This window comes from Streptomyces fildesensis, from assembly GCF_016107395.1.
Taxonomy (GTDB): domain Bacteria; phylum Actinomycetota; class Actinomycetes; order Streptomycetales; family Streptomycetaceae; genus Actinacidiphila; species Actinacidiphila fildesensis.
Genome location: NZ_JAAIKO010000002.1, coordinates 83,525 through 109,778, shown reverse-complemented (window position 1 = coordinate 109,778; position 26,254 = coordinate 83,525). Strand labels below are relative to the sequence as shown.

Below are 26,254 nucleotides of genomic sequence, written 5' to 3'. Positions count from 1 at the left end.
CGAAGGGCCCCGTCCATGTCATGGACGGGGCCCTTCGAGGTTGCCGTCAGCCGGCGCGAGGGATCAGCGGACGATCAGTGGTGGCCGTGGCCACTGGTGATCTCCGCGTGCTCCTCGGGGGTCGGCTTGGGGATCTGGCTGGCCTCGCCGTAGAAGCCGTGCGACAGCTTGGTGCGCAGCTTCGTGATCGGGCCGATCTTGCGTTCCACGCCGTTCTCGTCGACCTCGGGGCCGGCTTCGAGCGGCTTCGGCTGGTCGTGCGCGGTGAGCGTGTGCAGCGCCTCCTGGGAGAGCTGCTCGTGCACCTCGATGAACTCACCGTGCGGCAGCCGCTTGATCAGGCCGGTCTCGCGACCGTGCAGGACCTTGTCGCGGTCGCGGCGCTGGAGGCCGAGGCAGATCCGCTTCGTCGCGATGAACACGAGCACCGGGAGCACGAAGAACCCGATGCGCACGACCCAGGTGATCTGGTTGAGCGACAGGTGGAAGTGCGTCGCCCAGAGGTCGTTGCCGCCACCGACGAGCAGGATGCCGTACCAGCTCAGCCAGGCCGCGCCGAAGCCGGTGCGGACCGGGTGGTTGCGCGGCCGGTCCAGCAGGTGGTGCTCCCGCTTGTCCCCGGTGACCCAGGACTCGACGAACGGGTAGATCGCGATCGCGACGAGTACCAGCGGGAAGATCATCAGCGGGATGAACACACCCAGGGCCAGGGTGTGGCCCCATGCGTTGATCTCCCAACCCGGCATGACACGGATCAGGCCCTCGGAGAAGCCCATGTACCAGTCGGGCTGGGCGCCGGTGGACACCTGGTCCGGCCGGTAGGGGCCCATCGCCCAGATCGGGTTGATCGACGCGATCGAGGCGACCGCCGCGATGACACCGAAGACCAGGAAGAAGAAGCCGCCCGCCTTCGCCATGTACACCGGCAGCAGCGGCATGCCGACGACGTTCTTCTCCGTCTTGCCGGCACCCGGGAACTGGGTGTGCTTGTGGTAGAAGACCAGGATCAGGTGGGCCACCAGCAGACCGGCCATGATGCCCGGCAGCAGCAGGATGTGCACCGAGTAGAAGCGCGGTACGAAGTCGGTGCCGGGGAACTCCCCGCCGAACATGAAGAACGACAGGTACGTGCCCACGACCGGCATGGACAGCACCGCGCCGTCCATGAACCGGACACCGGTGCCCGACAGCAGGTCGTCCGGCAGCGAGTAACCGGTGAACCCGGTGAACATGCCGAGGACCAGCAGCAGGAAGCCGAAGAGCCAGTTGACCTCGCGGGGCTTGCGGAACGCACCCGTGAAGAACACGCGCATCATGTGCACGAGCATCGCGGCCACGAAGATCAGCGCGGCCCAGTGGTGGATCTGGCGGACCAGCAGACCGCCACGCACCTCGAAGCTGATGTGCATCGTCGACGCGAACGCGTCGGACATGCGCTGGCCCTGCAGCGGGGCGTAGGGGCCGTCGTAGACGACCTCGGCCATGCTGGGGTGGAAGAACAGCGTCAGATACACACCGGTGAGGATGAGGATGATGAAGCTGTAGAGGCAGATCTCACCGAGCATGAAGGACCAGTGGTCCGGGAAGATCTTGCGCATGTTGGCCTTGGCCAGGCCGTAGATGCCGAGACGGCCATCCGCCCAGTCGGCGACCCGCTCGCCGGCGGGGGCTTTGCCCCGGCGCTGCGAGTTTTCAGCAGTGGTACTCATCCGCGCTCCCAGAAGCTCGGGCCGACGGGCTCCGTGAAGTCGCCGAGGGCGATGAGGTTGCCCTCCTCGTTCACGCTGATCCGCAGCTGCGGAAGGGCGTGACCGGCAGGGCCGAAGATGACCCGGGCGCCGTCGGACAGGTCGAACGTCGACTGGTGGCACGGGCAGAGGACGTGGTGCGTCTGCTGCTCGTAGAGGCTGATCGGGCAGCCGACGTGCGTGCAGATCTTGGAGAACGCGACGATGCCCTCGTGGGCCCAGTCACGCTCCCGCTTGTCCTTGATGTCGTTCGGCTCGAGCCGGATGATCATCAGGGCGGCCTTGGCGATCTCCTTCTGGAACCGCTCCTGGTTCTCCTCCAGGCCCTCGGGCATGGCGAAGGTGAGCGATCCGACGGGAACGTCCTCGGGCCGGAGCGGCTTGTTGGTGTTCTGGTTGATCAGCACCTTGCCCTTGGACCACAGGGTGTGCCGGAGCTTGTCGCCCGGCAGCGGTCCCAGGTCACGCAGGAGCACGACACCGGAGAGCGGCACCAGGGCCAGCGCGCCGAACATCGTGTTGCGGATCAGCTTCCGGCGGCCGAAGCCGCTCTCCTTCGCGCCCTGCGCGAAGTCGGCCAGCACCTGGGCCTTGACCTCGGGCTCGGCCGAAATCGGGTGACGCTCGGCGGCGTGCTCCTCGTCGGACATCAGCGTGCGGGCCCAGTGGACCGCGCCGGCGCCGATGCAGAAGAGGGCAAGACCCAACGTCAGGCCGAGCGAGAAGTTCAGCGCACTGACGTGGCCGAACGGGAAGACGTAGATGATCTTGTCGACGGGGAAGACCACGAAACAGGCGATGAAGCCGATCGTGGACAGCATCGACAGGAGGAAGAGGAACGCGATGGTGCGTTCCGAGCTCTTCGCGGCACGCTCGTCGATGTCCTGACGGCGGTGCTCGTGGGGCGGAAGGCCGGGGTCGGCGAACGCGTTCTCTCCGCGGACGGCCGGCACGTCGCCCCCGTGAGCGTGTGACGGCTCACTCGGCAGGTTCTCTTCTGACTCTGACATGTCCTGACTCATGACTTCTTGGCCTTCGTGGTCCGGGCCGCAACCCAGATGGCGACAGCGATCATGGCTCCGAGGCCGAAGACCCAGGCGAACAGACCCTCCGAAACCGGTCCGATGCCTCCGAGCTCAAGGCCACCGGGGCTGGGGGTCTTTTCGCCGTTCACGGCGTCGAGGTACGCGATGATGTCCGCCTTCGCGTCCTCCGGCATCGTGGTGTCGGGGAAGGACGGCATGCTCTGCGGGCCGCTCTGCATGGCCTCGTAGGTGTGCTTGGGGTCCACGTCCTCCAGGCTGGGCGCGTACTTGCCGTTGGTCAACGCACCGCCCTTGCCTGTGAAGTTGTGGCACTGCGCGCAGTTCGTGCGGAACAGCTCCCCGCCCCTGGCGGCGTCCGCGCCGTCCGGGCTGTACTGCTCCTTGGTGGGTACCGAGGGACCCGGGCCCAGCGAGGCGATGTACGCGGCGAGCTGGTCGATCTGGGCCTGCGTGTAGATGTTCTTCTTCTTCGGGATCTGCGATCCCGGCTGCTGGGCCGGCATGCGGCCGGTGCCCACCTGGAAGTCGACGGCTGCGGCGCCGACGCCCACCAGGCTCGGGCCGTCGTTCTTACTTCCCTGGCCGGACGTGCCGTGGCAGCTGGAGCAGCCGACGGCGTACAGCTTCTTGCCCTCTTCGATCGCGAGGGACTGGGCTGTGTCGTCAGCCTGCGCCTTCTGCGCCGGCGCGAACGCGGCGTACAGCCCCCCGGTGGCCGCGAGCGCGAGAAGTAGGACGACAAGCGCCGCCAGCGGATGGCGCCGTCGTGCGGAGAGCTTTTTCACGGATTACCCCGGTCAGGATCTGTGTCGATGCTTCTGTCTGTGTCTGTCTGAACGTCGTTCCGGCCCGTGGCCGGCCCGCCGGTTACTTGATCAGGTAGATCGTGGCAAAGAGGCCGATCCAGACGACATCGACGAAGTGCCAGTAGTAGGACACGACGATGGCCGCCGTGGCCTGCTCGTGAGTGAACCTCTTGGCCGCGTACGTTCTGCCGAGAACCAGCAGGAACGCGATCAGACCACCTGTCACGTGCATCCCGTGGAAGCCGGTCGTGAGGTAGAACACCGATCCGTACGGGTCGGACGACAGCGAGAGGCCGTCGTTCTTGACCAGTTCGGTGTACTCGAAGATCTGGCCACCGATGAAGATCGCGCCCATCACGAACGTGAGCATGAACCACGCGCGGAGCTTCTTCACGTCGCCGCGCTCGGCGGCGAACACGCCGAGCTGGCAGGTGAGGGAGGAGAGCACGAGGATCGTCGTGTTCGTCGCCGAGAACGGAACGTTCAACGCCGACGCGTGTTCCTTCCAGAACTCGGCACCCGTCACCGAGCGAAGGGTGAAGTACATCGCGAAGAGGGCCGCGAAGAACATCAGCTCGGAACTCAGCCAGATGATGGTTCCGACGCTGGTGAGGTTCGGCCGGTTGACCGACGGGTGCGCGTGCCCGGTATCTACTGCTGTTGCTGTCGCCACGTCCGACATTATGTCGGTCCCTTATCTCGCGCTCACTCCGGGGGGTGCCATTCGGTGTGTCCGGCCCCGCAGGAGACCCGCGTGGCCTACCGAAGCCGTCCCTCGAAGGAGGGATGACGGAGCATCGGACGGATCTTGTCCTGGGCCGAAGGCTCCTCGCGGAGCTGTTCACGGGAGTAGCATCCGAGCCACTTGACGACGGACTCGACGACGATTCCTCGACGATCAGGAGGCACGATGCGGGCGACTGCCACGGTGCTGGTCTACAGCGACGACGCGAACACCCGGGAGCAGGTCCGGCTCGCCGTCGGGCGCAGGCCGGCGCCCGACCTGCCGCCGGTCGAATTCCTGGAGTGCGCGACACTGCCGGCCGTCCTCACGGAGTTGGAACGGGGCGGCATCGACGCCTGCGTCTTCGACGGTGAGGCGGCTCCCGCGGGGGGCATGGGCGTGTGCCGGCAGGTGAAGGACGAGATCTTCCAGGCGCCGCCGGTGCTGGTGCTGATCGGCCGGCCGCAGGACGCGTGGCTGGCCACCTGGAGCCGGGCCGAGGCGGCGGTGACGCACCCCGTCGACCCGGTGGCGCTCGCGCAGGCCCTGGCCGGGCTGCTGCGCAAGCGCCTCGCGGTGACCGCACCGGCGTAGCCGGACCGGTCAGACCTCGGGACGGAGCCGGGCGGGGGCGGCGGTGTTCTGCACCGCCGCCGCCTTGCCCGGGCTGCCCAGCGCGCTGCCCTTCTTCCACTCGGACCAGTTCAGGTTCCAGTCGCCGAAGCCGTTGTCGAACGGAGTCATCGTCGAGCCCGCGCTGTTGACGACCTGGACGACGTCGCCCATGCGCACCTGGTCGAAGAACCAGTGCGCGTTCTCGGTGCTCATCCCGGTGCAGCCGTGGCTGACGTTGTCGACCCCCTGTGAGCCCTCCGACCAGGGCGCGGCGTGCACGTACTCGCCGCTCCAGGTCACCCGGGTGGCCCAGTAGACGGGAAGGTCGTACCCCTCCGAGCTGCCGGCGGCTATGCCGATGCTCTCGCTCTGCATCCGGACGAAGCTCTCCTTGCCCAGGACGACCTTGACGCCGTTGCGGGTGGAGAACCCGGGCTTGCCGGTGGTCACGGGTATGGTGCGGACGACGCTGCCGTTGCGCTTGAACGTCATCTCGTGGGAGCCCGCGTCCGTTATCGCCTCGACCCGGTCACCGGTCGTGAGCGTCAGCGGCTTGGAGGCTCCGCCGTGGAGGCTGTCCGTGACGCGGACACCGTCCAGGGTGCTGCGGACCTCGATCTTCGCGTGGGCGGGCCAGAAGGTCTCAGGCCGGTAGTGCAGCGTGCGGTCGTCCACCCAGTACCAGGAGCCGACGGCGGCCTCCGGACTGGCGGTGACCTGCAGGTTCTGCTCGACCTTGGCGCGTGCCGCGGGGTCCTTGACGGGCACGGTCAGCATGGCGGTGACGGGCTGTCCGACGCCGTAGGTGCCGGTGTCGGGGCCGAAGGTGACCCGGAGCAGGCTGTCGGAGGCCTTCGTGTCGAATCCGACGGTCTCCCGGCCGGGACGCCCGGCGCTGTCCTCGGTGCTCACCCGGACCGTGTAGTGGGCTCCTGCGGCCAGCGGGGCGGTGCTGTGCCAACGTATGCCGTCCGGGGAGAGTTCGCCCCTGACGTAGCGTCCTGCGGCGTCCGTGGCCGTGACGTCGGTGATCCGGCCGTCGTCCTTGGCGGTGATCTCCAGGGGCTTGTTCGGGTCCACCTTGCCGCCGTCGGCGAGACTGTAGGAGACCTCGCCCGCCGCGTCGTAGGGAGAGGCGGCCAGCGGATCCCCGCCGTCACCGCCGCATGAGGTCAGCCCCACCGCGAGAGGGGCTACGAGAAGCGCGTATCGCATCGCCGTCCGGCGTGTCGAGAAGTGACTCATGGTCACAAGGTATGAAGATTCGCCCGGATCGGCGCGTTGAGCGCATGCGAACGGGCTGGGCCCGGACACCGTGCGGTGTCCGGGCCCAGCCCGTGATGTGTCGCGGCGGTCACCCGCCGGTCCTACTGTGTCTGGTTCTCACCGCGGTAGTACTCGAACACCCAGCCGTACAGGCCGATGAGGAGCATCGGGGCGGAGAAGTACAGCAGCCACCAGCCGAAGATCACACCGAGGAACGCCAGCGCACCGCCGATGGCGAGCGAGAGCGGCTGCCAGCTGTGCGGGCTGAAGAAGCCCACCTCGCCGGCGTCGTCCGCGACGTCCGCGTTCTCGTTGTCCTGGGCTCCGGTGTCCGCCCGGCGGGCGGTGAAGGCCAGGTAGAACCCGATCATCACGCTGAGGCCGAAGGCAAGGAACAGCGCCGTGGTGCCGGCGGGCTCCTTGGACCAGTAGCCGTAGACGATGGCCGAGGCGAGGATGAAGACCGCCAGGCCGAGGAACATCTTGCCTTGGACCCTCACAGCTGCTTCCCCTTCTCCTCGTGCTCCTCGCCACCGGCGACGAGGGCGCCGCGCTCAGGGTCGAGGTTCTGCTCGAGCTCCATCGCGGAGATCTCCGGGTGGTGCAGGTCGAACGCCGGCGACTCGGACCGGATACGCGGCAGCGTGAGGAAATTGTGCCGCGGCGGCGGGCAGGAGGTCGCCCATTCGAGGGAACGGCCGTAGCCCCACGGGTCGTCGACCTCGACCTTCTTGCCGTACTTGGCGGTCTTCCACACGTTGTAGAAGAACGGCAGCATCGACAGGCCGAGCAGGAACGAACTGATGGTCGAGATGGTGTTCAGCGTGGTGAACCCGTCGGCCGCCAGGTAGTCCGCGTAACGGCGCGGCATGCCCTCGACACCCAGCCAGTGCTGGATCAGGAACGTGCCGTGGAAGCCGAAGAACAGCGTCCAGAAGGTGATCTTGCCGAGCCGCTCGTCCAGCATCTTGCCGGTGAACTTCGGCCACCAGAAGTGGAAGCCGGAGAACATCGCGAAGACCACGGTCCCGAAGATCACGTAGTGGAAGTGCGCCACCACGAAGTACGAGTCCGAGACGTGGAAGTCCAGCGGCGGCGCCGCCAGGATCACACCGGTCAGACCACCGAACGCGAAGGTGATCAGGAAGCCGACGGCCCACAGCATCGGGGTCTCGAAACTCAGTGACCCCTTCCACATCGTGCCGATCCAGTTGAAGAACTTCACCCCGGTCGGGACCGCGATGAGGAACGTCATGAACGAGAAGAACGGCAGCAGCACACCGCCGGTGACGTACATGTGGTGCGCCCAGACGGTGACCGACAGGCCGGCGATGGAGATCGTCGCGCCGATCAGGCCGACGTAGCCGAACATCGGCTTGCGGCTGAACACCGGGATCACTTCGCTGATGATGCCGAAGAACGGCAACGCGATGATGTACACCTCTGGATGCCCGAAGAACCAGAACAGGTGTTGCCAAAGCAACGCCCCGCCGTTGGCGGCATCGAAGACGTGCGCCCCGAACTTCCGGTCGGCCTCCAGGGCGAACAGCGCGGCGGCGAGCACCGGGAAGGCCAGCAGGACCAGTACACCGGTCAGCAGGACGTTCCAGACGAAGATCGGCATGCGGAACATCGTCATGCCGGGTGCGCGCATGCAGATGATCGTGGTGATGAAGTTGACCGAACCGAGGATCGTGCCGAAACCGGAGAAGGCCAGACCCATGATCCACATGTCGGCGCCGACGCCCGGGGACCGGACCGCGTCCGACAGCGGGGAGTACGCGAACCAGCCGAAGTCGGCCGCGCCCGCCGGCGTCAGGAAGCCGGCCACCGCGATCAGCGAGCCGAACAGGTAGAGCCAGTAGGCGAACATGTTCAGCCGCGGGAACGCCACGTCGGGCGCGCCGATCTGCAGCGGCATGATCCAGTTCGCGAAGCCCGCGAAGAGCGGCGTCGCGAACATCAGCAGCATCACGGTGCCGTGCATCGTGAACGCCTGGTTGAACTGCTCGTTCGACATGATCTGGGTGCCCGGGCGGGCCAGTTCGGCGCGCATGAGCAGCGCCATGATCCCGCCGAGGATGAAGAAGAAGAACGAGGTGATCAGGTACATCGTCCCGATCGTCTTGTGGTCGGTGGTGGTGAGCCACTTGATGACCACGGCGCCGGGCTGTGCCCGCTTCACCGGCAACTCGTCCTCGTACGACTCGCCGATGGCGGCCGCGCCCTGATGGGGTTCGTTGAGAATGCTCATGTGGTCTTGGGCTCCGCATTCTTGGCGTTGCCCGTGGTGGCAATGCCCGCCGGGAGGTATCCGGTCTGGCCCTTCTTCGCCAGATCCTGCAGGTGCTGCTGGTACTGCTCCGGGGAGACGACCTTCACGTTGAAGAGCATCCGGGAGTGGTCCATGCCGCACAGTTCCGCGCACTTGCCCAGGAAGGTGCCCTCCTTGCTCGGGGTCACCTCGAAGACGTTGGTGTGGCCCGGGATGACGTCCATCTTCATGAGGAACGGCACCACCCAGAACGAGTGGATGACGTCGCGCGAGGTGAGGACGAACCGCACCGTCTCGCCCTTCGGCAGCCAGAGCGTCGGACCGGGGTTACCGGTGTCCTGGTTCTTCGTGGCGGGAGTGCCGAAGTCGTAGACGCCCTCGGCACCCACCGGGAACTTCAGCTTGTCGACGGGGATCTGCTCGAGCTCCTTGGGAGCCACCGCAGGGGACGACTTGTTGCCGTCCACGTCCTCGACGTAGTTGAAGGCCCAGCTCCACTGCATGCCGACCACGTTCACCACGTGGTCCGGCTTTTCTGAGGTCGCCAGAAGCTTGGATTCGTCACGCGCGGTGAAGTAGAAGAACACCGCGATGATGATGATCGGGACCACGGTGTACAGCGCCTCGATGGGCATGTTGTACCGGGTCTGCGGAGGAACCTCGACCTTCGTCCGGCTTCGCCGGTGGAAGATCACACTCCAGATGATCAAACCCCAGACAAGTACACCGGTCGCCAGCGCGGCGGCCCAGGAGCCCTGCCAGAGCGCCAGGATCCGGGGGGCTTGTTCCGTAGCGGGGCTGGGCATGCCAAGGCGGGGGTATTCACAACCGGTAGCGGTCACAAGGACCAGCGCCGCGGCCAGCGCCTGCGGCAGCTTCCGCCGCACCGGGCGCCGCGACGAGCGGTCGGAGCCGTTGGGACTCACGTAGCGCCTTCCCGAGAGTCTCGCCCACGCGTCCGGGTGCCCGGCCGTCAGCTGGTCGGTCGGCCCTGGCGCGGGCAGGTAGGTGTGGATGTTTATGCGGACCAAACCCTACTGGACGCTATTTGGGGTCGCGCGGGGAGGGGGTCCAACGCGCCGGGGCACTTCCCGAAGGGATGGACCGGCATGCTCCGCATGCCGCCTGACGGCCCGCCGGGCGACAGGCGTAGCGTGCCGGGCGTGTCCTACTTCGATGCGGCTTCGGCCGCTCCCCTGCACCCCGTCGCCCGCCAGGCGCTGGTAGCCGCGCTGGACGAGGGGTGGGCGGATCCGGCCCGCCTGTACCGCGAGGGGCGGCGCGCCCGGCTGCTGTTGGACGCCTCCCGCGAGGCGGCCGCCGAAGCGGTGGGCTGCCGTCCCGACGAACTGGTTTTCACTCCTTCGGGAACCCGTGCCGTTCACACGGGCGTGTCAGGAGCCATGGCGGGACGGCGGCGGACGGGGCGTCACCTCGTGGTGTCGGCCGTCGAGCACTCGTCGGTGCTCCATGCGGCCGAGGCGTACGAGGCCACCGAGGTCGGGGTGGACCGTACGGGGCGGGTGGACGCCGCCGCGTTCGCCGCCGCGCTGCGGCCGGACACGGCACTGGCCTGCCTGCAGTCCGCCAATCACGAGGTGGGAACGGTCCAGCCGGTCGCCGAGGCCGCCGAGCTCTGCCGGGAGGCGGGGGTGCCGCTGCTGGTGGACGCGGCGCAGTCGCTGGCCTGGGGGCCGGTGGATGGCGGCTGGTCGCTGCTCACCGCCAGCGCCCACAAATGGGGCGGGCCGCCCGGGGTCGGGCTGCTCGCGGTCCGCAAGGGCGTGCGCTTCGCCGCTCAGGGCCCCACGGACGAACGGGAGTCGGGACGCTCCCCCGGCTTCGAGAACCTGCCGGCCATCGTGGCCGCGGCGGCGTCGCTGCGCGCCGTGCGGGAGGAGGCCGCGGCCGAAGGGGCGCGGCTGTCGGAGCTGGTCGGCCGGATCCGCTCCCGGGTGCCGGTACTCGTCCCCGATGTGGAGGTCGTCGGCCATCCCACGCTGCGGCTCCCGCACCTCGTGACGTTCTCCTGCCTCTACGTCGACGGGGAAGCGCTGCTCGGCGGGCTCGACCGCGCGGGCTTCTCGGTCTCCTCCGGCTCGTCCTGCACCTCCAGCACCCTGACCCCGAGCCATGTGCTGCGCGCGATGGGCGTCCTGTCGGAGGGCAACGTCCGGGTGTCACTGCCGCCGGGCACTCCTGCGGAGGACGTCGAGCGGTTCCTCGGCGTGCTGCCGGAGGTCGTCCGCTCGGTCCGCGACCAGCTCGGCGCCCCGGCCTCCCCCGCCGCGGACACCTCCGCCCCGTCGGCCGAGGTCGCCGGTGCCCCCGACAAGCCCGCTCTGACGGTCGACTCGCTCGGCAAGCGCTGCCCGGTCCCGGTCATCGAGCTCGCCAAGGTCATCGGCGATGTGCCGGTGGGCGCGGTGATCTCCGTGCTGTCCGACGACGAGGCGGCGCGGCTGGACATCCCCGCGTGGTGCCAGATGCGGGACCAGGAGTACGTCGGCGAGCGCGCGGCAAAGCGGGGTACGGCGTACCTGGTGCGGCGCAGAACGTGAAAAAGATGGCCTCGAGCTCCCCCGGACTCCGTCCGGGAGGTACCCCCAGGCCGGGCTGAAGGAATCAGCCCGGCCGGCGATCGAGGGAACGAAAGGGTCAGGCCAGGTGGGTCTTGACCTCGGCGGCGGCCTCGTGGCCGTAGGCCTTGGTGAAGCGGTCCATGAAGTGGCCGCGGCGCAGCTCGTACTCCTGGGTGCCGAGCGTCTCGATGACGAGGGTCGCCAGCATGCAGCCGAGCTGGGCGGAGCGCTCCAGCGACAGGTTCCAGTCCAGGCCCGCCAGGAAGCCGGCGCGGAACGCGTCGCCGACGCCGGTCGGGTCGACCTTCGCCTCTTCCTCGGCGCAGCCGACCTCGATCACCGGCTGGCCGACCCGCTCGATGCGGACGCCCTGCGCGCCGAGGGTGGTGATGCGGGTGCCGACCTTGGCGAGGATCTCTTCGCCGGTCCAGCCCGTCTTCGACTCGATGAGCGCCTTCTCGTACTCATTGGTGAAGAGGTACGTGGCGCCGTCCACGAGGAGGCGGATGTCCTCGCCGTCCATGCGGGCGAGCTGCTGCGAGGGGTCGGCCGCGAACGGGATGCCACGGCTGCGGCACTCCTGGGTGTGCCGGATCATCGCCTCGGGGTCGTCCGCGCCGATGAGGACCAGGTCCAGGCCGCCCACCCGGTCGGCGATCGGCTGCAGCTCGATCTGCCGGGCCTCGCTCATCGCGCCGGTGTAGAAGGACGCGATCTGGTTGTGGTCGGTGTCCGTGGTGCAGACGAAGCGCGCGGTGTGCAGCACCTCGGAGATGCGGACGGACGCGGTGTCGACGCCGTGCCGGTCCAGCCAGGCGCGGTACTCGGCGAAGTCGGAGCCCGCCGCGCCCACGAGGACCGGCCGGAGGCCGAGCACGCCCATGCCGAAGCAGATGTTCGGAGCGACTCCGCCGCGCCGGACATCGAGGTTGTCGACGAGGAAGGAGAGCGAGACCGTGTGCAGCTGGTCCGCGACCAGCTGGTCGGCGAAGCGGCCGGGGAAGGTCATCAGGTGATCGGTGGCGATGGATCCGGTGACAGCGATACGCACGACTGAATGCTCCTGCGGGGGCGGCGGCGAAGGTCGGCAAGGGCCGGAAGGAGGCCCTGGGCAACACGGAAAAGGCACAGCCATCGTATGGGGTGCGCCGCCGCGACCGGGAACCGGCCACCGGACACGGAGAAACTACCCGATAGTAGGGCTTACCCCTACCTGATCAAGTGCCTAGGGTCGAAGACATGGCTTCTACTTCGTCCCCACTGCCCCCCGTCGTCGAACCTGAATCCCGCTCCGAATCGCTCGCCGAACTGCTCGGCGACTGCCGTCGGATGGCGCCGCACTGGACGGTTCCCGCCCATGCGGCCCCACCGGTGGCCGCTCCGTCGAGCCTGCACGGAATCACCGTGCCGCTCGCGTCCGCGCACGTCGTGGACGGTATGGCGGAGTACGGCGCCTGATCCCGGCCGGTCGCGGAACCGCGCGGTGGGAACCGCGCGGGCTCCGGCTCCGTCACAGCTGCATCTGACGGTACGGAGCCGAGGGAGCAGCACGGTGAGCACCGAACGCAACGACGACACGATGGAGCATCCCGTCCCCCGCCGCCGCCTCAGGTCACCACTGGCCGTCGCCGCGATGGCCGCGGCGGTCCTGGTGGCTGGCGGCGGCGGGGCCTACTGGGCGACGGCGAACGCGGGCAGCAGCGCCCCCGACAAGAGCGAGAGCAAGGCACCCGCGCCACTGGCGCTGGACGGCGCCAGGACCGGGGTGGCAGCCGGCACGGACAGCGGCGCGGCGGCCCCCGCCGGGGCGCAGTACCAGGTCACGAAGCCGCTGCCGGCCGGTCCGAAGGCGGCACCGGTCTACCGGCCGCACGGGGACGTGACGCAGGCGGCCGTCGAGAAGCTGGCGAAGGCGCTGGATGTGCCCGGCCCCGTCAAGCTCGACCACGATTTCTGGCGGGCGGGCGGCACCCCGGACGGCAGCGGGCCGTTCCTGCAGGTCAACCGGTCGGGCGAGGGCAACTGGTCGTACTCCCGGCTCGGCCCGATCGCCAAGTGCTACCGCACCACGCCGATGAAGCCGGGGGTGCCGAGTGCTCCCAGCGCCGGCGGTCCCGACTCCCCGGTCTGCTCCGGCCCGCCGGTCGCCTCGGCCGACGGCGCGGGCGGTACCTCGACGTCGTCCTCCGGGCTGGCCGGCACGAGTGACGGCGCGGTCTCCGAGGACCGGGCGAAGCAGGCCGCGGCGCCCGCCCTGGCCGCTCTCGGACTGACCGGAGCCGCGGTGGACGCGAGTGAGACCGCCGGCGCGGTGCGCATGGTGAACGCCGACCCGGTGGTGGGCGGGCTGCCGACGCATGGCTGGCGCACCACCCTGCGGATCGGCGCGGACGGGCAGCTGAGCGGCGGCTACGGTCTGCTGGCGGCCCTCGACAAGGGCGACCAGTACCCGGTGATCGACGCGGCGCAGGCCCTGAAGCAGCTGGAGACCGGCGGAGCCGGCGGCACGGACCACGGGGTCGGCGGCACCTGCCCGGCACCGCTCCCGAAGGCGCCGACGGCACCGAGCGACGACAAGACGCTGCCGCAGTCGATGCCGTGTGTGCCGGCCGCCGAGCAGAAGCTGGAGGTCCGCGGCGTCACGTTCGGGCTGTCGGCCCAGTTCGTCTCGGGCGCGCGGGCACTGGTGCCGTCCTGGCTGTTCGACGTGGCACAGGCCGGAGTGGTGAAGGCGCACACGGTGGCACAGCCCGCCGTGGAGGCGCGCTACATCCAGCAGACGGCGCCGGGCACGGGACTGCCGAGTGAGCCGGGCGGTCCGGGTACGACCGCGCCGACGCAGCCCGCCGACCCCGGGCAGCCCGCCGACCCGAACGCGCCCAAGAAGCAGAAGGCCGTCTCGTACACCGTGCGCGGCAACGTCCTGGAGCTGCACTTCTGGGCCGGTGTCTGCTCTACCTACGCGGCGACCGCCGAGGAGTCCGACGCGGCGGTGACCGTGCGGATCACGGGGATGCACGACCCGGCCGTGCGGGGGATGTGCATCATGATCGCGAAGGACACCACCAGGACCGTGCAGCTGGCCAAGCCGCTCGGTGACCGCAAGGTCGTCGACCTGTACGACGGCACCGTCGTGCCGCTGCGGAAGTAGCCGGACAGGTTCCGGGCGGACCGGTTCCCAGCGGGCCGCGGAACGACGAAGGCGGCGGTCACCCTCTCGGGTGGCCGCCGCCTTCGCGTGCGATCAGTGGAACGAATCGCCGCAGGCGCAGGAGCCGGTGGCGTTCGGGTTGTCGATCGTGAAGCCCTGCTTCTCGATCGTGTCCACGAAGTCGATGGAGGCGCCGCCCAGGTACGGGGCGCTCATGCGGTCGGTGACGACCTTCACACCGTCGAAGTCCTTCACGACATCGCCGTCGAGCGAACGCTCGTCGAAGAACAGCTGGTAGCGCAGACCGGAGCAGCCACCGGGCTGAACGGCGACGCGCAGCGCCAGGTCCTCGCGGCCTTCCTGCTCGAGCAAGCCCTTGACCTTGGCCGCGGCGGAATCCGACAGGAGAAGTCCGTCGTTCGCGGTGGTCTCGTCCTGAACCGTCATCTGCTTCACTCCCGGGTTGTTCGGACTGCTGCCACCGACTGGTAACCGATGACCCCCCGGATTCATTCCGGGTCCGATACGTCTTTCCGCCAACAATGCTCGCACACCGGAGGCCGGGAACGGAATGCGTCACATTGACGCGACCCCCATCGTCAATCTGACACGAACGGGCTATCATAGATAACGTCAGGTAGACGAAAAGGCTGTGCTGCACAGAAAGGGCTCCGGGCCCGTGACCACCACAGAACCGCTGGATGTGCTGGATGTTCAGCCCACGCCGCTCGCCCTGCTGCTGCTCGGGCGGGAGTCCGATCCCCGTAGCGAGCGCGGAGTTGACTGCCCCGGCGACCTGCCGGCCGCGTCCGACCCCGACCTGGTCGAGCGCGCCCGCGCCGCCAAGGCGAAGCTCGGGAGCAAGGTCTTCATCCTGGGCCACCACTACCAGCGCGACGAAGTCATCGAGTTCGCCGATGTGACCGGTGACTCCTTCAAACTCGCGCGGGACGCCGCCGCGCGCCCGGAGGCCGAGTACATCGTCTTCTGCGGTGTGCACTTCATGGCCGAGTCCGCGGACATCCTCACGTCCGGCAAGCAGGCCGTGATCCTCCCGGACCTGGCGGCCGGCTGCTCGATGGCCGACATGGCCACCGCCGAGCAGGTCGCCGAGTGCTGGGACGTGCTGACCGAGGCGGGCGTGGCCGAGGCCACCGTCCCCGTCTCCTACATGAACTCCTCCGCCGACATCAAGGCCTTCACCGGCCGGCACGGCGGCACGATCTGCACGTCCTCGAACGCCGAGCGCGCGCTGGAGTGGGCGTTCTCACAGGGCGAGAAGGTGCTCTTCCTTCCCGACCAGCACCTGGGGCGCAACACCGCGGTACGCGATCTGGGCCTGTCGCTCGACGACTGCGTCCTCTACAACCCGCACAAGCCGAACGGCGGCCTGACCGTCCAGCAGCTGCGCGACGCCAAGATGATCCTGTGGCGCGGCCACTGCTCCGTGCACGGCCGCTTCTCGATCGAGTCGGTCGAGGACGTCCGCGCACGGATCCCCGGGGTCAATGTGCTGGTGCACCCCGAGTGCAAGCACGAGGTCGTCTCCGCCGCCGACTACGTCGGCTCGACGGAGTACATCATCAAGGCGCTGGACGCGGCCCCGGCCGGCTCCGCGTGGGCGATCGGCACCGAGCTGAACCTGGTCCGCCGGCTCGCCAAGGCGCACCCGGACAAGCAGATCGTCTTCCTCGACAAGACCGTCTGCTTCTGCTCGACGATGAACCGCATCGACCTGCCGCACCTGGTGTGGACCCTGGAGTCGCTGGCGGACGGCAAGCTCGTCAACCGCATCCAGGTGGACGAGGAGACCGAGCGGTTCGCCAAGCTGGCCCTGGAGCAGATGCTGGCGCTGCCGTAAGGCCCGGTAACGCTGAACGGGCGGGCCGGAACCCTGAGGGTTCCGGCCCGCCCGTTCATGAGCGGTACGAGGTGCGAGGTGCGATCGCGCGGCTCAGCCCGGGATGAGCCCGTCGTCGCCGAGCATCTCCCGGACCTCCGTGAGGGAGGCGTCGGGAGACGGCAGGATCAGCTCCGACGGCTCCAGGGAGGCGTCGGGCAGCGGTTCGCCCAGTTCCCGTACGGCGTCGAGCAGGGCTCCCAGCGTCTTGCGGAAGCCTTCCTCGTCACCGCTCTCGATCTGGGCGAGCAGTTCGTCGTCCAGCACGTTGAGGCGGGTGAGATGGCTGTCGGCCACCTTCACCTGCCCCTCCCCCATGATCCTGACGATCATGACGGCGCCTCCTAGTCGGTTCGGCTACGGCCCGGCGGTTGTCCTGCGTCACTGCTGTCCTGCGTTACTGCTTGTCCATCCGCGGCTTGTCCTCGGGCTGCTTTCCGCCCTCGATGGCCTGCTGCGGAGTGCCACCGGCCAGTTCGGCCTTCATCCGGGCCAGCTCCAGCTCGACGTCCGTACCACCGGACAGCCGGTCCAGCTCGGCCTGGATGTCGTCCTTCTGCAGGCCGCTCTGGTCGTCCAGGGCGCCGGACGCCATCAGCTCGTCGAGGGCACCGGCCCGCGCGCGCAGCTGCTCGGTCTTGTCCTCGGCGCGCTGGATCGCCATGCCGACGTCGCCCATCTCCTCGGAGATGCCGGAGAACGCCTCGCCGATCTTGGTCTGGGCCTGGGCGGCCGTGTACGTGGCCTTGATGGTCTCCTTCTTGGTGCGGAAGGCGTCCACCTTGGCCTGCAGCCGCTGCGACGCGAGAGTGAGCTTCTCCTCCTCGCCCTGCAACGTCTGGTGCTGCGTCTCCAGGTCCGTGACCTGCTGCTGCAGCGCGGCCCGGCGCGACAGCGCCTCACGGGCCAGATCCTCACGACCCAGCGCCAGCGCCTTGCGGCCCTGGTCCTCGTAGGTCGACGACTTCTTCTGCAGCTCGTTCAGCTGCAGCTCCAGGCGCTTGCGCGAGGTGGCGACATCGGCCACACCCCGACGTACCTTCTGCAGCAGTTCCAGCTGCTTCTGGTACGAGTAGTCAAGCGTCTCGCGCGGGTCCTCGGCCCTGTCCAGGGCCTTGTTGGCCTTCGCGCGGAAAATCAATCCCATCCGCTTCATGACACCGCTCATGGGCCTCGCGCGCCCCCTTCTCGGACTACAGCTCCAGCACCTCTACAGACCCCACAGTACGGGCCCTGGTTCCATTACCGCACTGTTCGGCGACGGATGCGCTCCTCCCTAGGGACGATCACGGTTCGGTGACCTAAGGCCCAAGGAGTAGGTGAAGGCTGGGGTTCCCGCCCCGGGGCACGTAACCTGGAGTCGTGTTCCGACGTCGTTCCCCAGATGAGCAGGCCTCAACCACCACGGTGCTTGAGGACCAGCCCCGCGACCCGCAGGCTCCCAAGGGTCGCCCCACGCCCAAGCGCAACGAGGCCCAGGGCCAGCGCCGCACCCGTGCCGTCGTGCCGACCGACCGCAAGGCCGCCGGCAAGCAGGCACGCGAAGCGCGCCGTGCCGAGATGGCCAAGCAGCGCGAAGCGCTGGCCGGTGGCGACGAGCGCTACCTGCCCGCACGAGACAAGGGACCGGTGCGCAAGTTCGTCCGGGACTATGTCGACTCGCGCTACCGCGTCGCGGAGTTCTTCCTTCCGCTCGCGGTGGTCATCCTCGTCCTGAGCATGATCCAGAACACTCAGCTGCGGAACCTCTCGCTGCTGCTGTGGATGGTCGTGATCGTCCTGATCCTGGTCGACTCCGTCATCACGACGATCCTGCTGCGTAAGCAGCTGCGCACCCGCTTCCCCGACAAGAACCTGCGCGGTGCGGTGGCGTACGCCCTGATGCGGACGCTCCAGATGCGCCGGCTGCGGCTGCCGAAGCCGATGGTCAAGCGCGGCGTGAAGCTCTGAGCACCGGCAGATCCGGGTTCGAGGGCGGCTCGGCCGGCTGGCTGGGCGGTCTCGGCGGGCTGCGCAACGTCGTCCGCCAGGAACTGGTGGCTCGGCAGCTCGACGAGCAGATAACGGCGCGCTTCGCCGTGGGCCGCCGGCTGCGGGTGCTCGACGTCGGCCCCGGCCAGGGCACCCAGGCGCTCCGGCTGGCCCGCGCGGGGCACCAGGTCACCGGCCTGGAGTCCGACCCGGAGATGCTCGACGCGCTGCGCACCGCGCTGGCCGTCGAACCGGAGGGCATACGCGAGCGGGTCTCCCTGATCGCGGGCGACGGCCGGGAGACCGGCCGGCACTTCGGCCCCGGCAGCTTCGACCTCGTGCTCTGCCACGGCGTGCTGATGTACATGCCCGAGCCCGACCCGATGCTGGCCGCGCTGGCCCGGGTGCTGGCGCCCGGCGGTCTGCTGTCGCTGCTCGTACGCAACGCCGACGCGCTGGCCATGCGGCCGGGGCTGCTCGGCGACTGGCCAGCAGCGCTCGACGCCTTCGGCAGCGACACGTACACCAACCGGATCGGCCTCGACGTGCGCGCCGACCGCCGGGAGGCCGTGACCGCGACCCTCAACGGGCTGGGCACCCCGGTGCACTCCTGGTACGGGGTCCGGGTCCTCACCGACGCCGCACCGAACGACGCGCCGGTACCGGCGGATCTCGAACCGCTGCTGGCCGCCGAGGAACAGGCCGGGCGGACGGACCCGTACCGCGCCGTGGCGGCACTGCTGCACCTGTGCGGGGTACGCGCCTAGGGCGTGTTTCGGCCGTCGGCCGGACCGTCGGCGAAGGCAGTGAGAGCGACGGCGGCACCGGGGCCACGATCGCGAACATGGTGCAGACCTCGGCCGCGATCAACCCCGGCAACAGCGGCGGCGCCCTGGTGAACCTCGACAACGAGGTCATCGGCATCCCGACCCTGGCCGCCACCGATCCCCAGATGGGCGCGGGAGCGGCGCCGGGCATCGGCTTCGCGATCCCGGCCGCGACCGTCACCGACATCGCCGGCCAGATCATCAAGGACGGCCGCGTCACCGACTCCGGCCGCGCCGCCCTCGGCATCACCGCCCGCACCGTGGTCGGCGACGACCTCCAGCCGTCCGGCGTCGCCGTGGTCTCGGTAACGGGCGGCGGAGCCGCCGCGAAGGCGGGACTCAAGGCGGGCGACGTCATCACCAAGATCGACCCAACCGGGATCTCGACGCTGCAGTCCCTGACGGAGGCACTGGCGGCCCACAAGCCGGGCGACAAGGTCCAGGTGACGTACGAGCGTGGCGGGGCCACGAAGACGGCGGAGGTCACGCTGGGGTCGGTCTGACTCGTCAGGCGTGCCACAGCCGGTGCCCGGATCCCCGGCGCTATCCGCACGTGGCGCGGGCCCGTCACCCATTCCCCACCGGGGCCTGGACGCGAGGGGCCGGGATCGCAGTTGGGGGCACCCCCGGCCGAAGGTTGGGGGACCGTAAATAGTCGATTTCGGACCCCCGCGCCGGAGAGCCCGGCCCCGACCCCGAAGCGGCCGGTACCGAACCCCCCGCGCGCTACGCCGCTATTCCTCGTTCCCGTGCAGGCTCATCGGGCCGTAGATCTTGGTCTCCCCGTCGAAGAGCACGACCTGGTCCGCGCCGCCCTCCACCAGGTCCTTCCAGAGCTCACCGATCCAGGACTCCGCATCCCCCTGCGTCGTGAACTCCTCCGGCTGCACCGCGGGCGCAACCTCGGTGCCGTCGGCCTTCTCGAACCGCCACGTCCACGCCATGTATTTCTCCTCGGTCCTCGGTCCACAGCTGCTGCTGTCCGTCGTGTGCCTGTCCCGCAGGGTAACCGCATGGCGGACCCGGCGAGCCCGCCGTACGCGGACGCGAGACGATCGGGGGGTGGAACTGACACTGCTCGGCACCGGAGGCCCCGAGGGCCTGCCCCTGCCCGACTGCCCCTGCGCCTCCTGTGCGGACGCCATCGGCGACCGCGACGGGCCGCGCGCCGCGACCGCCGTCCTCGTGGACGGCGTGCTGCTGCTCGACCTCACCCCCGGGCTGGCCTTCGCCGCCGCCCGTTCCGGGCACTCCCTCGGCGGCGTGCGGCAGGCACTGCTGTCCCACCCGCACGACGGGCCCGCGGTGGAGATCCCCGTCGGCCTGCCGGCACCGGGCCGCGTCCCCGACGGTCAGGAGCTGACGCTCCTGACCGGGCACCGGGTACGCGCCGTCCCCACGGACGCGCCCGGCACCGGCTACGAGATCGAGGGGCCGGACGGGATGAAGGCCCTCTATTTGCCACCGGGCTGCGCCCCCGCCGGGGTCCAGGAGGCCGCCGCACCGTACAACGTGGTGCTGTTCGACGCGGTCGACCGGCCCGACGCGCTGGGCAGGCTGCGCGCCGCCGGCGCCGTGGGCCCGACCACCGACGTCGTCGCCGTGCACATCGACCACAGCGCGCCGCCCGGCGCCGAGCTGCGGCGCCGGCTCGCCGCGCTGGGCGTGCGCGCCGTCCCCGACGGCACCACGCTGGTCGCCGGCGACTACCACGACGTACCGGACGTGCCCCGCCGCACGCTGGTGCTCGGTGGCGCCCGCTCCGGCAAGTCCGCCGAGGCGGAACGGCGGCTCGCCGCGTTCTCCGACGTCCTGTACGTGGCCACCGGCGGCACCCGCGAGGGCGACCAGGAGTGGGCGCGCCGCGTCGCGCTGCACCGCGACCGCCGGCCCGGTACGTGGGCGACGCAGGAGACCTGCGACCTGGTGCCGCTGCTCGCCGTGGACGGCGCGCCGCTGCTCATCGACTGCCTGGCGCTGTGGCTGACGTCCGCGATGGACTCCGTCGGCGCCTGGGACGACGAGCAGTGGTCGTCGGGCGGCGAACGCGAACTGCACGCCCGGGTCGCCGAGTTGACGGCGGCGTGGCGGGCGACGCGGCGCACGGTGGTCGCGGTGAGCAATGAGGTGGGTTCGGGGGTGGTTCCGGGGACGGCGTCGGGGCGCCGGTTCAGGGACGAGTTGGGGCGGTTGAACGCCGCTGTTGCGGGAGAGTCCGAGCAGGTGCTTCTTGTGGTGGCGGGTCAGGCGGTTTCGCTGCGCGGCTGATGGGGCTGTGTCCTGGTCGGGGCCGGGCTCTCCGGCAGGGGGGTCCGAAATCGACTATTTACGGGCCTGGCGGCCCACAAATAGCTCGGCAGCATTTCGGACCCCCCTGCCTGCGATCCCGGCCCCTCGCGTTCACGCCCCGGTGGGGGTTGGGTGACAGGCCCGCGCCACGTGCGGGTAGCGCCGGCCCTTCGCGTTCACGCCCCGGTGGGGGTTGGGTGACGGGCCCGCGCCACGTGCGGGTTGGGGGTGGGAACTCCGGGCCGCCGCCGGTCGATCCCGCGCCGGCAGGCGACCCTGCGGCCCGCACCCCACGGCCGGAGGCCGGCCCGCGCCCGCGCGGCCCCTGCGGCCCGCGCCGGCAGGCGCCCGCTTCCCCTGGCCCGAGGCGCAGCCGGTACTGTGCGGCGAATGAGCGGCCTGAATCTCGATGACTTCGGCTCCCTGGTGGAGCGTCCCGACGCCGGTGTGCGGCGTGACGCGCAAGACCGGTGGCAGCGTCTGGTGAGCCCTCCGGGGGCTCTCGGCAAGCCCGCGGAGCTGGCCGAGTGGCTGTCGGCCGCTCAGGGGCGGGTTCCGGCGCGGCCGATCGCCCGGCCACGGGTGCTGTTGTTCGCCGGGGACCACGGGGTCGCGAGCCTGCGCGTCTCGGCGCATGAGGCCGGTACGGCCGTGGCGCTGGTCCGGGCGGTGCTCGACGGTGGGGCGCCGGTGAATGTGCTGGCGCGTCAGTTCGGGGCGCAGGTCCGCGTGATCGACATGGGCCTGGACTGCGATCCGGCGGAGCTGCCGGCCGAGGTCACCGCGCACCGGGTGCGCCGCGGCTCGGGGCGGGTGGACGTGGAGGACGCGCTCACCGTCGAGGAGGCCGAACTGGCGTTCCGCGCGGGCATGGCCATCGCCGACGAGGAGGCCGACTCCGGTACCGACCTCGTACTGCTCGGTGACATCAGCGTCGGTGGCACCACGGCCGCCGGCATTCTCGTGGCGGCGCTGTGCGGTACGGACGCCTCTGTGGTGACCGGCCGCGGCTCCGGGATCGACGACCTGGCGTGGATGCGCAAGTGCGCGGCGATCCGTGACGGGCTGCGCCGGGCCCGGCCGGTCCTGGGCGACCAGCTCGAACTGCTGGCCGCGAGCGGTGGCGCGGACCTCGCCGCGATGACGGGCTTCCTGCTGCAGGCCGCCGTGCGCAAGCTGCCCGTCGTGCTGGACGGTGTCGTCTCCGCGGCCTGTGCGCTGGTCGCGCAGCGTGTGGCGTTCCGGGCTCCCGACTGGTGGCTGGCGGGCCAGGCGAGTGGTGAGCCGGGGCAGGCCAAGGCTCTGGACCGGCTCTCCATCGAGCCGCTGCTCGACCACGGCGTACGGCTCGGCCAGGGCACCGGCGCGCTGCTCGCGCTGCCGCTGCTGCAGGCCGCGGCGGCGCTGGCGGCGGAGTTGCCGGACGTGTCGGGCGAGCCGGTGGTGGAGCGGGCCCCGGAACCCGTCACGGAACCTGTCGCCGTCACGTCGGAGGAGCCGCCCGCGGACCCGCCCCGCGAGGCGGCCGACACTCCGTAGAGCGCCGTTCCGCCCGCCCTCCGGGGTGGGCTCCGCGGGGCGTAGCCGGATCCGGCCACCGCCCCTGCGACGAGGATCCGGACATTCCGTCATAAGATCCACAACCATGGGAATGGGCAGCACGACACCGGGTCGCACACCGCAGGACGGGGAGGGCCGTCCGCATGTCTGGGGGCAGCGCTCCGCCGCCTACGCCGTCTGGTATCTGCGGGCTGTCGCCTTCCTCAACTTCCTCGGGGCGGTGTGGGTCTCCTTCGGAGCCGACATCCGGCGCCACAACATCGAGGACCTCTTCACCCCGTATCTGCTGACCGCGGGCTTCACCACGGGTGTGTTCGCGCTCTTCTTCGCCATCACCATGCGGCGCCGCAAACGGGCCGCGTGGGTGCTCAATCTCGTGCTGAGCGGGCTGTTCCTGCTGGTGCTGGCGCTGACGATGGGCTTCGCCGAGTACCGGGGCCACGTCCAGAACTGGATCACCCTGGGCCTGACCGGCTCCTTCGTCGCCGCCCTGCTGGTCGGCCGCCGTGAGTTCCGGGCCAAGGGCGACCGCTCCAATCCGAAGCACGCGATCCTGACCGCCGTCGGCGGCCTCATCGTGGGCTCGCTGATCAGCGCGCTGCTGGTCACCGCGACCAACAGCGAACACGGCTCGGACTTCGGCGCCAGCTTCCGTTACGCGATCATGCGCATGATCGCGCTCGACCCGAATGACGACAATTACGCGAACATCTCAACGCCCGGGTGGGTGGATGTCGTCATCAACGTCATGAGTGCGTTGCTCTTCCTGCTCGTGCTGTACGTGGCGTTCCGCTCGCCGCGCGGCCGGGCACTGCTCGGCCCGGAGGACGAGGCCAAGCTGCGCGGGCTCCTGGACCGCTACGGCGACCGGGACTCGCTCGGCTACTTCGCGCTGCGCCGCGACAAGAGCGTCATCTGGTCGCCGAGCGAGAAGTCCGCGATCGCGTACCGGGTCGTCGGGGAGGTGTCGCTGGCGTCCGGGGATCCGATCGGCGACCCCGAGGCGTGGCCCGGCGCCATCGACGCCTGGCTCGCCGAGGCCCGCGAGCACGCCTGGGTGCCCGCGGTGATGGGCGCGAGCGAGGAAGCGGGCGTGATCTACGCCAGGCACGGCCTGGACGCCCTGGAGATCGGGGACGAGGCGATCGTCGAGACCGCCGAGTTCACCCTGGACGGCCGCGCCATGCGGACCGTGCGGCAGGCGTACAACCGCGTCAAGCGGACCGGCTACACCGTCCGGATGCGCCGGCACGACGACATCCCCGCGGACGAGATGGACGCGATGCTGGAGCGCGCCGACGCCTGGCGCGACGGGGAGACGGAGCGCGGGTTCTCGATGGCGCTCGGCCGGCTCGGCGACCCCGCCGACGGGCGCTGCGTCATGGTCGAGTGCCACGACGGCGAGGGTGTGCCGCGCGCGCTGCTGAGCTTTGTCCCGTGGGGTCCGCAGGGGCTGTCGCTGGATCTGATGCGCCGCGACCGCGACTCCGAGAACGGGCTGATCGAGTTCATGGTCATCGAGCTGATCCAGCGCGCCGACGAGGTGGGCGTGCGGCAGATCTCGCTGAACTTCGCGATGTTCCGCTCGGTGTTCGAACGCGGCTCGAGGCTGGGCGCCGGGCCGGTGCTGCGGTTCTGGCGCTCCCTGCTGACGTTCTTCTCGCGCTGGTGGCAGATCGAGTCGCTGTACCGGGCCAACGCCAAGTACCGGCCCATCTGGGAGCCGCGGTATCTGCTGTTCGGCAAGAGCAGCGAGCTGCCGCGGATCGGAATCGCCAGTGCCCGGGCCGAGGGCTTCCTCGAAGCGCCGCGGCTGCCGTCCCCGCTGCGCAGACGCGACCGAGAGCGGACCGCTGCCAGGTGAGCCCCTTCAACAAGCGCCTTCGCGACTTCGCATACGTCGAATGGGGCGGAATCTCCCGAGATGTGTGGTTCGAGCTGCGGACGAAGAAGCTCCGCGCGATCCCACTGACCCTCTCCGCGTGCCTGTCCATCCTGACCCTTCAGGTGATCCAGCACTCCGGGAGCACCGGCACGGAGTGGGTCAACCGGCTCGGCGGCGTCTACGCGACGCTCCCGTGGTGGAAGGCGCTGCTGCGCACGCCCCTCTCGCTCTTCGTCCCCGACCCGTCGCTGCCGGTGTGGGGGCTGATCGCCCAGGTCGTCTTCATGTTCGGCATCGCCGAGATGACGGTCGGCAGGCGGCACACCCTCGGCATCGGGCTCCTCGCGACGCTCGCCGGCACGTCGTTCGCCCGCTACTCGCTCGCGGTCGGCCCCGACGGCTTCCTCGGGCTCCCGGTCTCCACCCTCGTCGTGCGCGACACCGGCCCGTCGGCGGCGGTCGTCGCCCTCGGGGTGTACGTGGCCTGCCGCTACCGCGCCTGGTGGACGGGGGGCGCGCTGATCCTCGCGATGCTCGTCGAGGTCGTCTTCATCGTGAACCTCGCGGGCTTCGAGCATCTGACGGCGATCGTGGCGACGCTGCTGCTGTGCGCCCTGGAGGGCCACCTCCGGCGGCGCCGGGAGGCGGAGCTCCATCGGGAGTCACCGCGGCAGCCCTCGGGTTAGCCGCCCGGGGTAGCCTCACGCGGTGACCGACTCCGCCGAGCCCTCGAAGGCCGGACCCGCGCCCGCCGCCTCCGTCGCGGACGCGCTCCGCTTCGCCTTCGGCACCCTCACCGCGCTGCCGGTGACCGTCACCCGCTGGGACCGGTCCGCCGCGCGCGGCGGGATGCTGTGCGCGCCGGTCGTCGGGGCGGTGGTGGGCCTGTGTGCCGCCGCGGTCGGCGGACTGCTGCTGCTCCTGGACGCGTCCCCGCTGCTCGCCGCCGTCGCCACCGCGGCCGTGCCCGCCGCCCTGACCCGCGGTCTGCACCTGGACGGCCTGGCCGACACCGCCGACGGGCTCGGCAGCGCCAAGCCCGCCGAGGACGCCCTGCGGATCATGAAGCAGTCGGACATCGGGCCCTTCGGCGTCCTGACGCTGCTCTTCGTCCTCCTCGCCCAGGTCGCCTGCCTCGCCGCCCTCTACGCCGACAGCTGGTCCCACGGCGCCGCCGCGGCCGCCGTCTCCGCCGTGGTGGCCCGTACCGCCATGACCCTGGCCTGCCGCGACGGCGTGCCCCCGGCCCGCCCCGACGGCCTGGGCGCCGCCGTGGCCGGAGCGGTCCCGCTCCGCATCGCGGCCCTCACCGCGGCCGGCACCCTCGTGGTCGCGGCGGCGGCCGGCGCCCTCTTCGGCCTCTCCCCCGCCCTCCACTTCGCCCTGGCCGCCCTCCTCGCCCTCATCACGGCCGAACTCCTCCTCCGCCACTGCCGCACCCGCTTCGGCGGCATCACGGGCGACGTCTTCGGCGCCCTGGCCGAAACGGCGGCGACGGCGGTTCTGGTCGTCCTGTCCCTGGGCTGACGACGGCATCGCCGGGTGCTGTCGCACCAGGCGCCATGGAAGCGTCTGTGGCGGAAGTGAAAGGATCGCTCGGACAGAGGCG

25 protein-coding genes and 1 pseudogene are annotated in these 26,254 nt (G+C 70.1%); 13 read left to right on the top strand and 13 right to left on the bottom strand.

The window, feature by feature from the left end:
- Positions 1-74 precede the first annotated feature (74 nt).
- The 4 genes from qcrB to ctaE form a co-directional block, all read right to left on the bottom strand.
- Positions 75-1,709, bottom strand: coding sequence for a cytochrome bc1 complex cytochrome b subunit (gene qcrB, locus C6N31_RS04245; protein WP_138356195.1), 1,635 nt, complete (start codon positions 1,707-1,709; stop codon positions 75-77).
- Positions 1,706-2,758 (bottom strand): cytochrome bc1 complex Rieske iron-sulfur subunit, encoded by a 1,053-nt coding sequence (qcrA, locus tag C6N31_RS04240; RefSeq protein ID WP_232484789.1) that lies wholly within the window; start codon positions 2,756-2,758, stop codon positions 1,706-1,708. Before qcrA ends, qcrB begins: the two co-directional genes overlap by 4 nt.
- 8 nt (positions 2,759-2,766) lie before the next feature.
- Entirely contained in the window at positions 2,767-3,579 is an 813-nt protein-coding gene (gene qcrC, locus C6N31_RS04235; protein WP_138356197.1) for a cytochrome bc1 complex diheme cytochrome c subunit, read from the bottom strand.
- Positions 3,580-3,661: 82 nt separating this feature from the next.
- On the bottom strand, positions 3,662-4,282 hold the full coding sequence (gene ctaE, locus C6N31_RS04230) for an aa3-type cytochrome oxidase subunit III (RefSeq protein ID WP_138356198.1): 621 nt from the start codon (positions 4,280-4,282) through the stop codon (positions 3,662-3,664).
- Positions 4,283-4,510: 228 nt separating this feature from the next.
- Here ctaE and C6N31_RS04225 point away from each other — a divergent pair, with 228 nt between their 5' ends.
- On the top strand, positions 4,511-4,918 hold the full coding sequence (locus C6N31_RS04225) for a hypothetical protein (RefSeq protein ID WP_138356199.1): 408 nt from the start codon (positions 4,511-4,513) through the stop codon (positions 4,916-4,918).
- A 9-nt stretch (positions 4,919-4,927) separates the two neighbouring features.
- Here the strand turns inward: C6N31_RS04225 and C6N31_RS04220 are convergent, their stop codons facing one another.
- From C6N31_RS04220 to ctaC, 4 genes are all read right to left on the bottom strand, one after another.
- Positions 4,928-6,184: a L,D-transpeptidase gene (locus C6N31_RS04220; protein ID WP_138356200.1), complete on the bottom strand. Its 1,257-nt coding sequence runs from the start codon at positions 6,182-6,184 to the stop codon at positions 4,928-4,930.
- A 122-nt stretch (positions 6,185-6,306) separates the two neighbouring features.
- On the bottom strand, positions 6,307-6,705 hold the full coding sequence (locus C6N31_RS04215; protein ID WP_138356201.1) for a cytochrome c oxidase subunit 4: 399 nt from the start codon (positions 6,703-6,705) through the stop codon (positions 6,307-6,309).
- Positions 6,702-8,459: an aa3-type cytochrome oxidase subunit I gene (ctaD, locus tag C6N31_RS04210; protein WP_138356202.1), complete on the bottom strand. Its 1,758-nt coding sequence runs from the start codon at positions 8,457-8,459 to the stop codon at positions 6,702-6,704. Before ctaD ends, C6N31_RS04215 begins: the two co-directional genes overlap by 4 nt.
- Positions 8,456-9,406 (bottom strand): aa3-type cytochrome oxidase subunit II, encoded by a 951-nt coding sequence (gene ctaC / locus C6N31_RS04205; protein WP_138356203.1) that lies wholly within the window; start codon positions 9,404-9,406, stop codon positions 8,456-8,458. The genes ctaD and ctaC overlap by 4 nt, the downstream gene beginning before the upstream one ends.
- A gap of 237 nt (positions 9,407-9,643) precedes the next feature.
- Between ctaC and C6N31_RS04200 the strand changes: the two genes are divergently transcribed.
- The gene (locus C6N31_RS04200; RefSeq protein ID WP_138356204.1) at positions 9,644-11,041 is read left to right on the top strand and encodes a cysteine desulfurase/sulfurtransferase TusA family protein; all 1,398 of its coding nucleotides are present in this window, start codon (positions 9,644-9,646) and stop codon (positions 11,039-11,041) included.
- A gap of 97 nt (positions 11,042-11,138) precedes the next feature.
- Here the strand turns inward: C6N31_RS04200 and C6N31_RS04195 are convergent, their stop codons facing one another.
- Entirely contained in the window at positions 11,139-12,113 is a 975-nt protein-coding gene (locus tag C6N31_RS04195) for a carbohydrate kinase family protein (RefSeq protein WP_138356205.1), read from the bottom strand.
- A gap of 188 nt (positions 12,114-12,301) precedes the next feature.
- Between C6N31_RS04195 and C6N31_RS04190 the strand changes: the two genes are divergently transcribed.
- Both C6N31_RS04190 and C6N31_RS04185 read left to right on the top strand, forming a co-directional pair.
- The gene (locus C6N31_RS04190) at positions 12,302-12,520 is read left to right on the top strand and encodes a hypothetical protein (protein WP_138356206.1); all 219 of its coding nucleotides are present in this window, start codon (positions 12,302-12,304) and stop codon (positions 12,518-12,520) included.
- Positions 12,521-12,614: 94 nt separating this feature from the next.
- Complete coding sequence (locus C6N31_RS04185) at positions 12,615-14,213, top strand: hypothetical protein (protein ID WP_198357147.1); 1,599 nt, start codon at positions 12,615-12,617, stop codon at positions 14,211-14,213.
- 93 nt (positions 14,214-14,306) lie between these two features.
- Here C6N31_RS04185 and C6N31_RS04180 read toward each other — a convergent pair whose 3' ends face one another.
- Positions 14,307-14,660: a HesB/IscA family protein gene (locus tag C6N31_RS04180; RefSeq protein WP_138356207.1), complete on the bottom strand. Its 354-nt coding sequence runs from the start codon at positions 14,658-14,660 to the stop codon at positions 14,307-14,309.
- A gap of 232 nt (positions 14,661-14,892) precedes the next feature.
- On the opposite strand from C6N31_RS04180, the gene nadA reads away from it, so the two are divergent.
- Positions 14,893-16,074, top strand: coding sequence for a quinolinate synthase NadA (nadA, locus tag C6N31_RS04175; RefSeq protein WP_138356208.1), 1,182 nt, complete (start codon positions 14,893-14,895; stop codon positions 16,072-16,074).
- A 93-nt stretch (positions 16,075-16,167) separates the two neighbouring features.
- Here nadA and pspAA read toward each other — a convergent pair whose 3' ends face one another.
- A complete protein-coding gene (gene pspAA, locus C6N31_RS04170; protein ID WP_164296222.1) occupies positions 16,168-16,446 on the bottom strand; it encodes a PspA-associated protein PspAA in 279 nt (92 codons plus the stop codon).
- A 64-nt stretch (positions 16,447-16,510) separates the two neighbouring features.
- Positions 16,511-17,281, bottom strand: coding sequence for a PspA/IM30 family protein (locus C6N31_RS04165; protein ID WP_138356210.1), 771 nt, complete (start codon positions 17,279-17,281; stop codon positions 16,511-16,513).
- A 194-nt stretch (positions 17,282-17,475) separates the two neighbouring features.
- Between C6N31_RS04165 and C6N31_RS04160 the strand changes: the two genes are divergently transcribed.
- The 3 genes and pseudogenes from C6N31_RS04160 to C6N31_RS04150 form a co-directional block, all read left to right on the top strand.
- The gene (locus C6N31_RS04160) at positions 17,476-18,063 is read left to right on the top strand and encodes a DUF3043 domain-containing protein (RefSeq protein WP_138356211.1); all 588 of its coding nucleotides are present in this window, start codon (positions 17,476-17,478) and stop codon (positions 18,061-18,063) included.
- Between the two features lie 86 nt (positions 18,064-18,149).
- The gene (locus tag C6N31_RS04155; RefSeq protein ID WP_138356212.1) at positions 18,150-18,851 is read left to right on the top strand and encodes a class I SAM-dependent methyltransferase; all 702 of its coding nucleotides are present in this window, start codon (positions 18,150-18,152) and stop codon (positions 18,849-18,851) included.
- Positions 18,851-19,414: pseudogene (locus C6N31_RS04150) on the top strand (S1C family serine protease); the annotation flags it as partial. The gene C6N31_RS04155 and the pseudogene C6N31_RS04150, both read left to right, overlap by 1 nt.
- A gap of 231 nt (positions 19,415-19,645) precedes the next feature.
- On the opposite strand, the gene C6N31_RS04145 reads toward C6N31_RS04150, so the two are convergent.
- Complete coding sequence (locus tag C6N31_RS04145; RefSeq protein WP_138356213.1) at positions 19,646-19,855, bottom strand: hypothetical protein; 210 nt, start codon at positions 19,853-19,855, stop codon at positions 19,646-19,648.
- A gap of 118 nt (positions 19,856-19,973) precedes the next feature.
- Here C6N31_RS04145 and C6N31_RS04140 point away from each other — a divergent pair, with 118 nt between their 5' ends.
- The 5 genes from C6N31_RS04140 (at position 19,974) to C6N31_RS04120 (ending at position 26,172) form a co-directional block, all read left to right on the top strand.
- A complete protein-coding gene (locus C6N31_RS04140) occupies positions 19,974-21,179 on the top strand; it encodes a bifunctional adenosylcobinamide kinase/adenosylcobinamide-phosphate guanylyltransferase (RefSeq protein ID WP_187144839.1) in 1,206 nt (401 codons plus the stop codon).
- A 411-nt stretch (positions 21,180-21,590) separates the two neighbouring features.
- Positions 21,591-22,739 (top strand): nicotinate-nucleotide--dimethylbenzimidazole phosphoribosyltransferase, encoded by a 1,149-nt coding sequence (gene cobT, locus C6N31_RS04135; RefSeq protein ID WP_138353709.1) that lies wholly within the window; start codon positions 21,591-21,593, stop codon positions 22,737-22,739.
- Positions 22,740-22,851: 112 nt separating this feature from the next.
- Positions 22,852-24,624 carry a phosphatidylglycerol lysyltransferase domain-containing protein gene (locus tag C6N31_RS04130; RefSeq protein WP_138353710.1) on the top strand — a complete coding sequence of 591 codons (1,773 nt, stop codon included), beginning with the start codon at positions 22,852-22,854 and terminating at the stop codon, positions 24,622-24,624.
- A complete protein-coding gene (locus C6N31_RS04125; RefSeq protein ID WP_164296214.1) occupies positions 24,621-25,331 on the top strand; it encodes a hypothetical protein in 711 nt (236 codons plus the stop codon). Before C6N31_RS04130 ends, C6N31_RS04125 begins: the two co-directional genes overlap by 4 nt.
- A 22-nt stretch (positions 25,332-25,353) precedes the next feature.
- On the top strand, positions 25,354-26,172 hold the full coding sequence (locus C6N31_RS04120) for an adenosylcobinamide-GDP ribazoletransferase (protein WP_138353711.1): 819 nt from the start codon (positions 25,354-25,356) through the stop codon (positions 26,170-26,172).
- The last annotated feature ends 82 nt before the right edge of the window (positions 26,173-26,254 follow it).

Bases quoted from the DNA above. Each gene is read 5' to 3' on its own strand.
- qcrB (WP_138356195.1), bottom strand. From the start codon at position 1,709: ATGAGTACCACTGCTGAAAACTCGCAGCGCCGGGGCAAAGCCCCCGCC.
- qcrA (WP_232484789.1), bottom strand. From the start codon at position 2,758: ATGTCAGAGTCAGAAGAGAACCTGCCGAGTGAGCCGTCACACGCTCAC.
- ctaE (WP_138356198.1), bottom strand. From the start codon at position 4,282: ATGTCGGACGTGGCGACAGCAACAGCAGTAGATACCGGGCACGCGCAC.
- C6N31_RS04225 (WP_138356199.1), top strand. From the start codon at position 4,511: ATGCGGGCGACTGCCACGGTGCTGGTCTACAGCGACGACGCGAACACC.
- C6N31_RS04220 (WP_138356200.1), bottom strand. From the start codon at position 6,184: ATGAGTCACTTCTCGACACGCCGGACGGCGATGCGATACGCGCTTCTC.
- ctaD (WP_138356202.1), bottom strand. From the start codon at position 8,459: ATGAGCATTCTCAACGAACCCCATCAGGGCGCGGCCGCCATCGGCGAG.
- C6N31_RS04190 (WP_138356206.1), top strand. From the start codon at position 12,302: ATGGCTTCTACTTCGTCCCCACTGCCCCCCGTCGTCGAACCTGAATCC.
- C6N31_RS04180 (WP_138356207.1), bottom strand. From the start codon at position 14,660: ATGACGGTTCAGGACGAGACCACCGCGAACGACGGACTTCTCCTGTCG.
- pspAA (WP_164296222.1), bottom strand. From the start codon at position 16,446: ATGATCGTCAGGATCATGGGGGAGGGGCAGGTGAAGGTGGCCGACAGC.
- C6N31_RS04165 (WP_138356210.1), bottom strand. From the start codon at position 17,281: ATGAGCGGTGTCATGAAGCGGATGGGATTGATTTTCCGCGCGAAGGCC.
- C6N31_RS04145 (WP_138356213.1), bottom strand. From the start codon at position 19,855: ATGGCGTGGACGTGGCGGTTCGAGAAGGCCGACGGCACCGAGGTTGCG.
- cobT (WP_138353709.1), top strand. From the start codon at position 21,591: ATGAGCGGCCTGAATCTCGATGACTTCGGCTCCCTGGTGGAGCGTCCC.
- C6N31_RS04130 (WP_138353710.1), top strand. From the start codon at position 22,852: ATGGGCAGCACGACACCGGGTCGCACACCGCAGGACGGGGAGGGCCGT.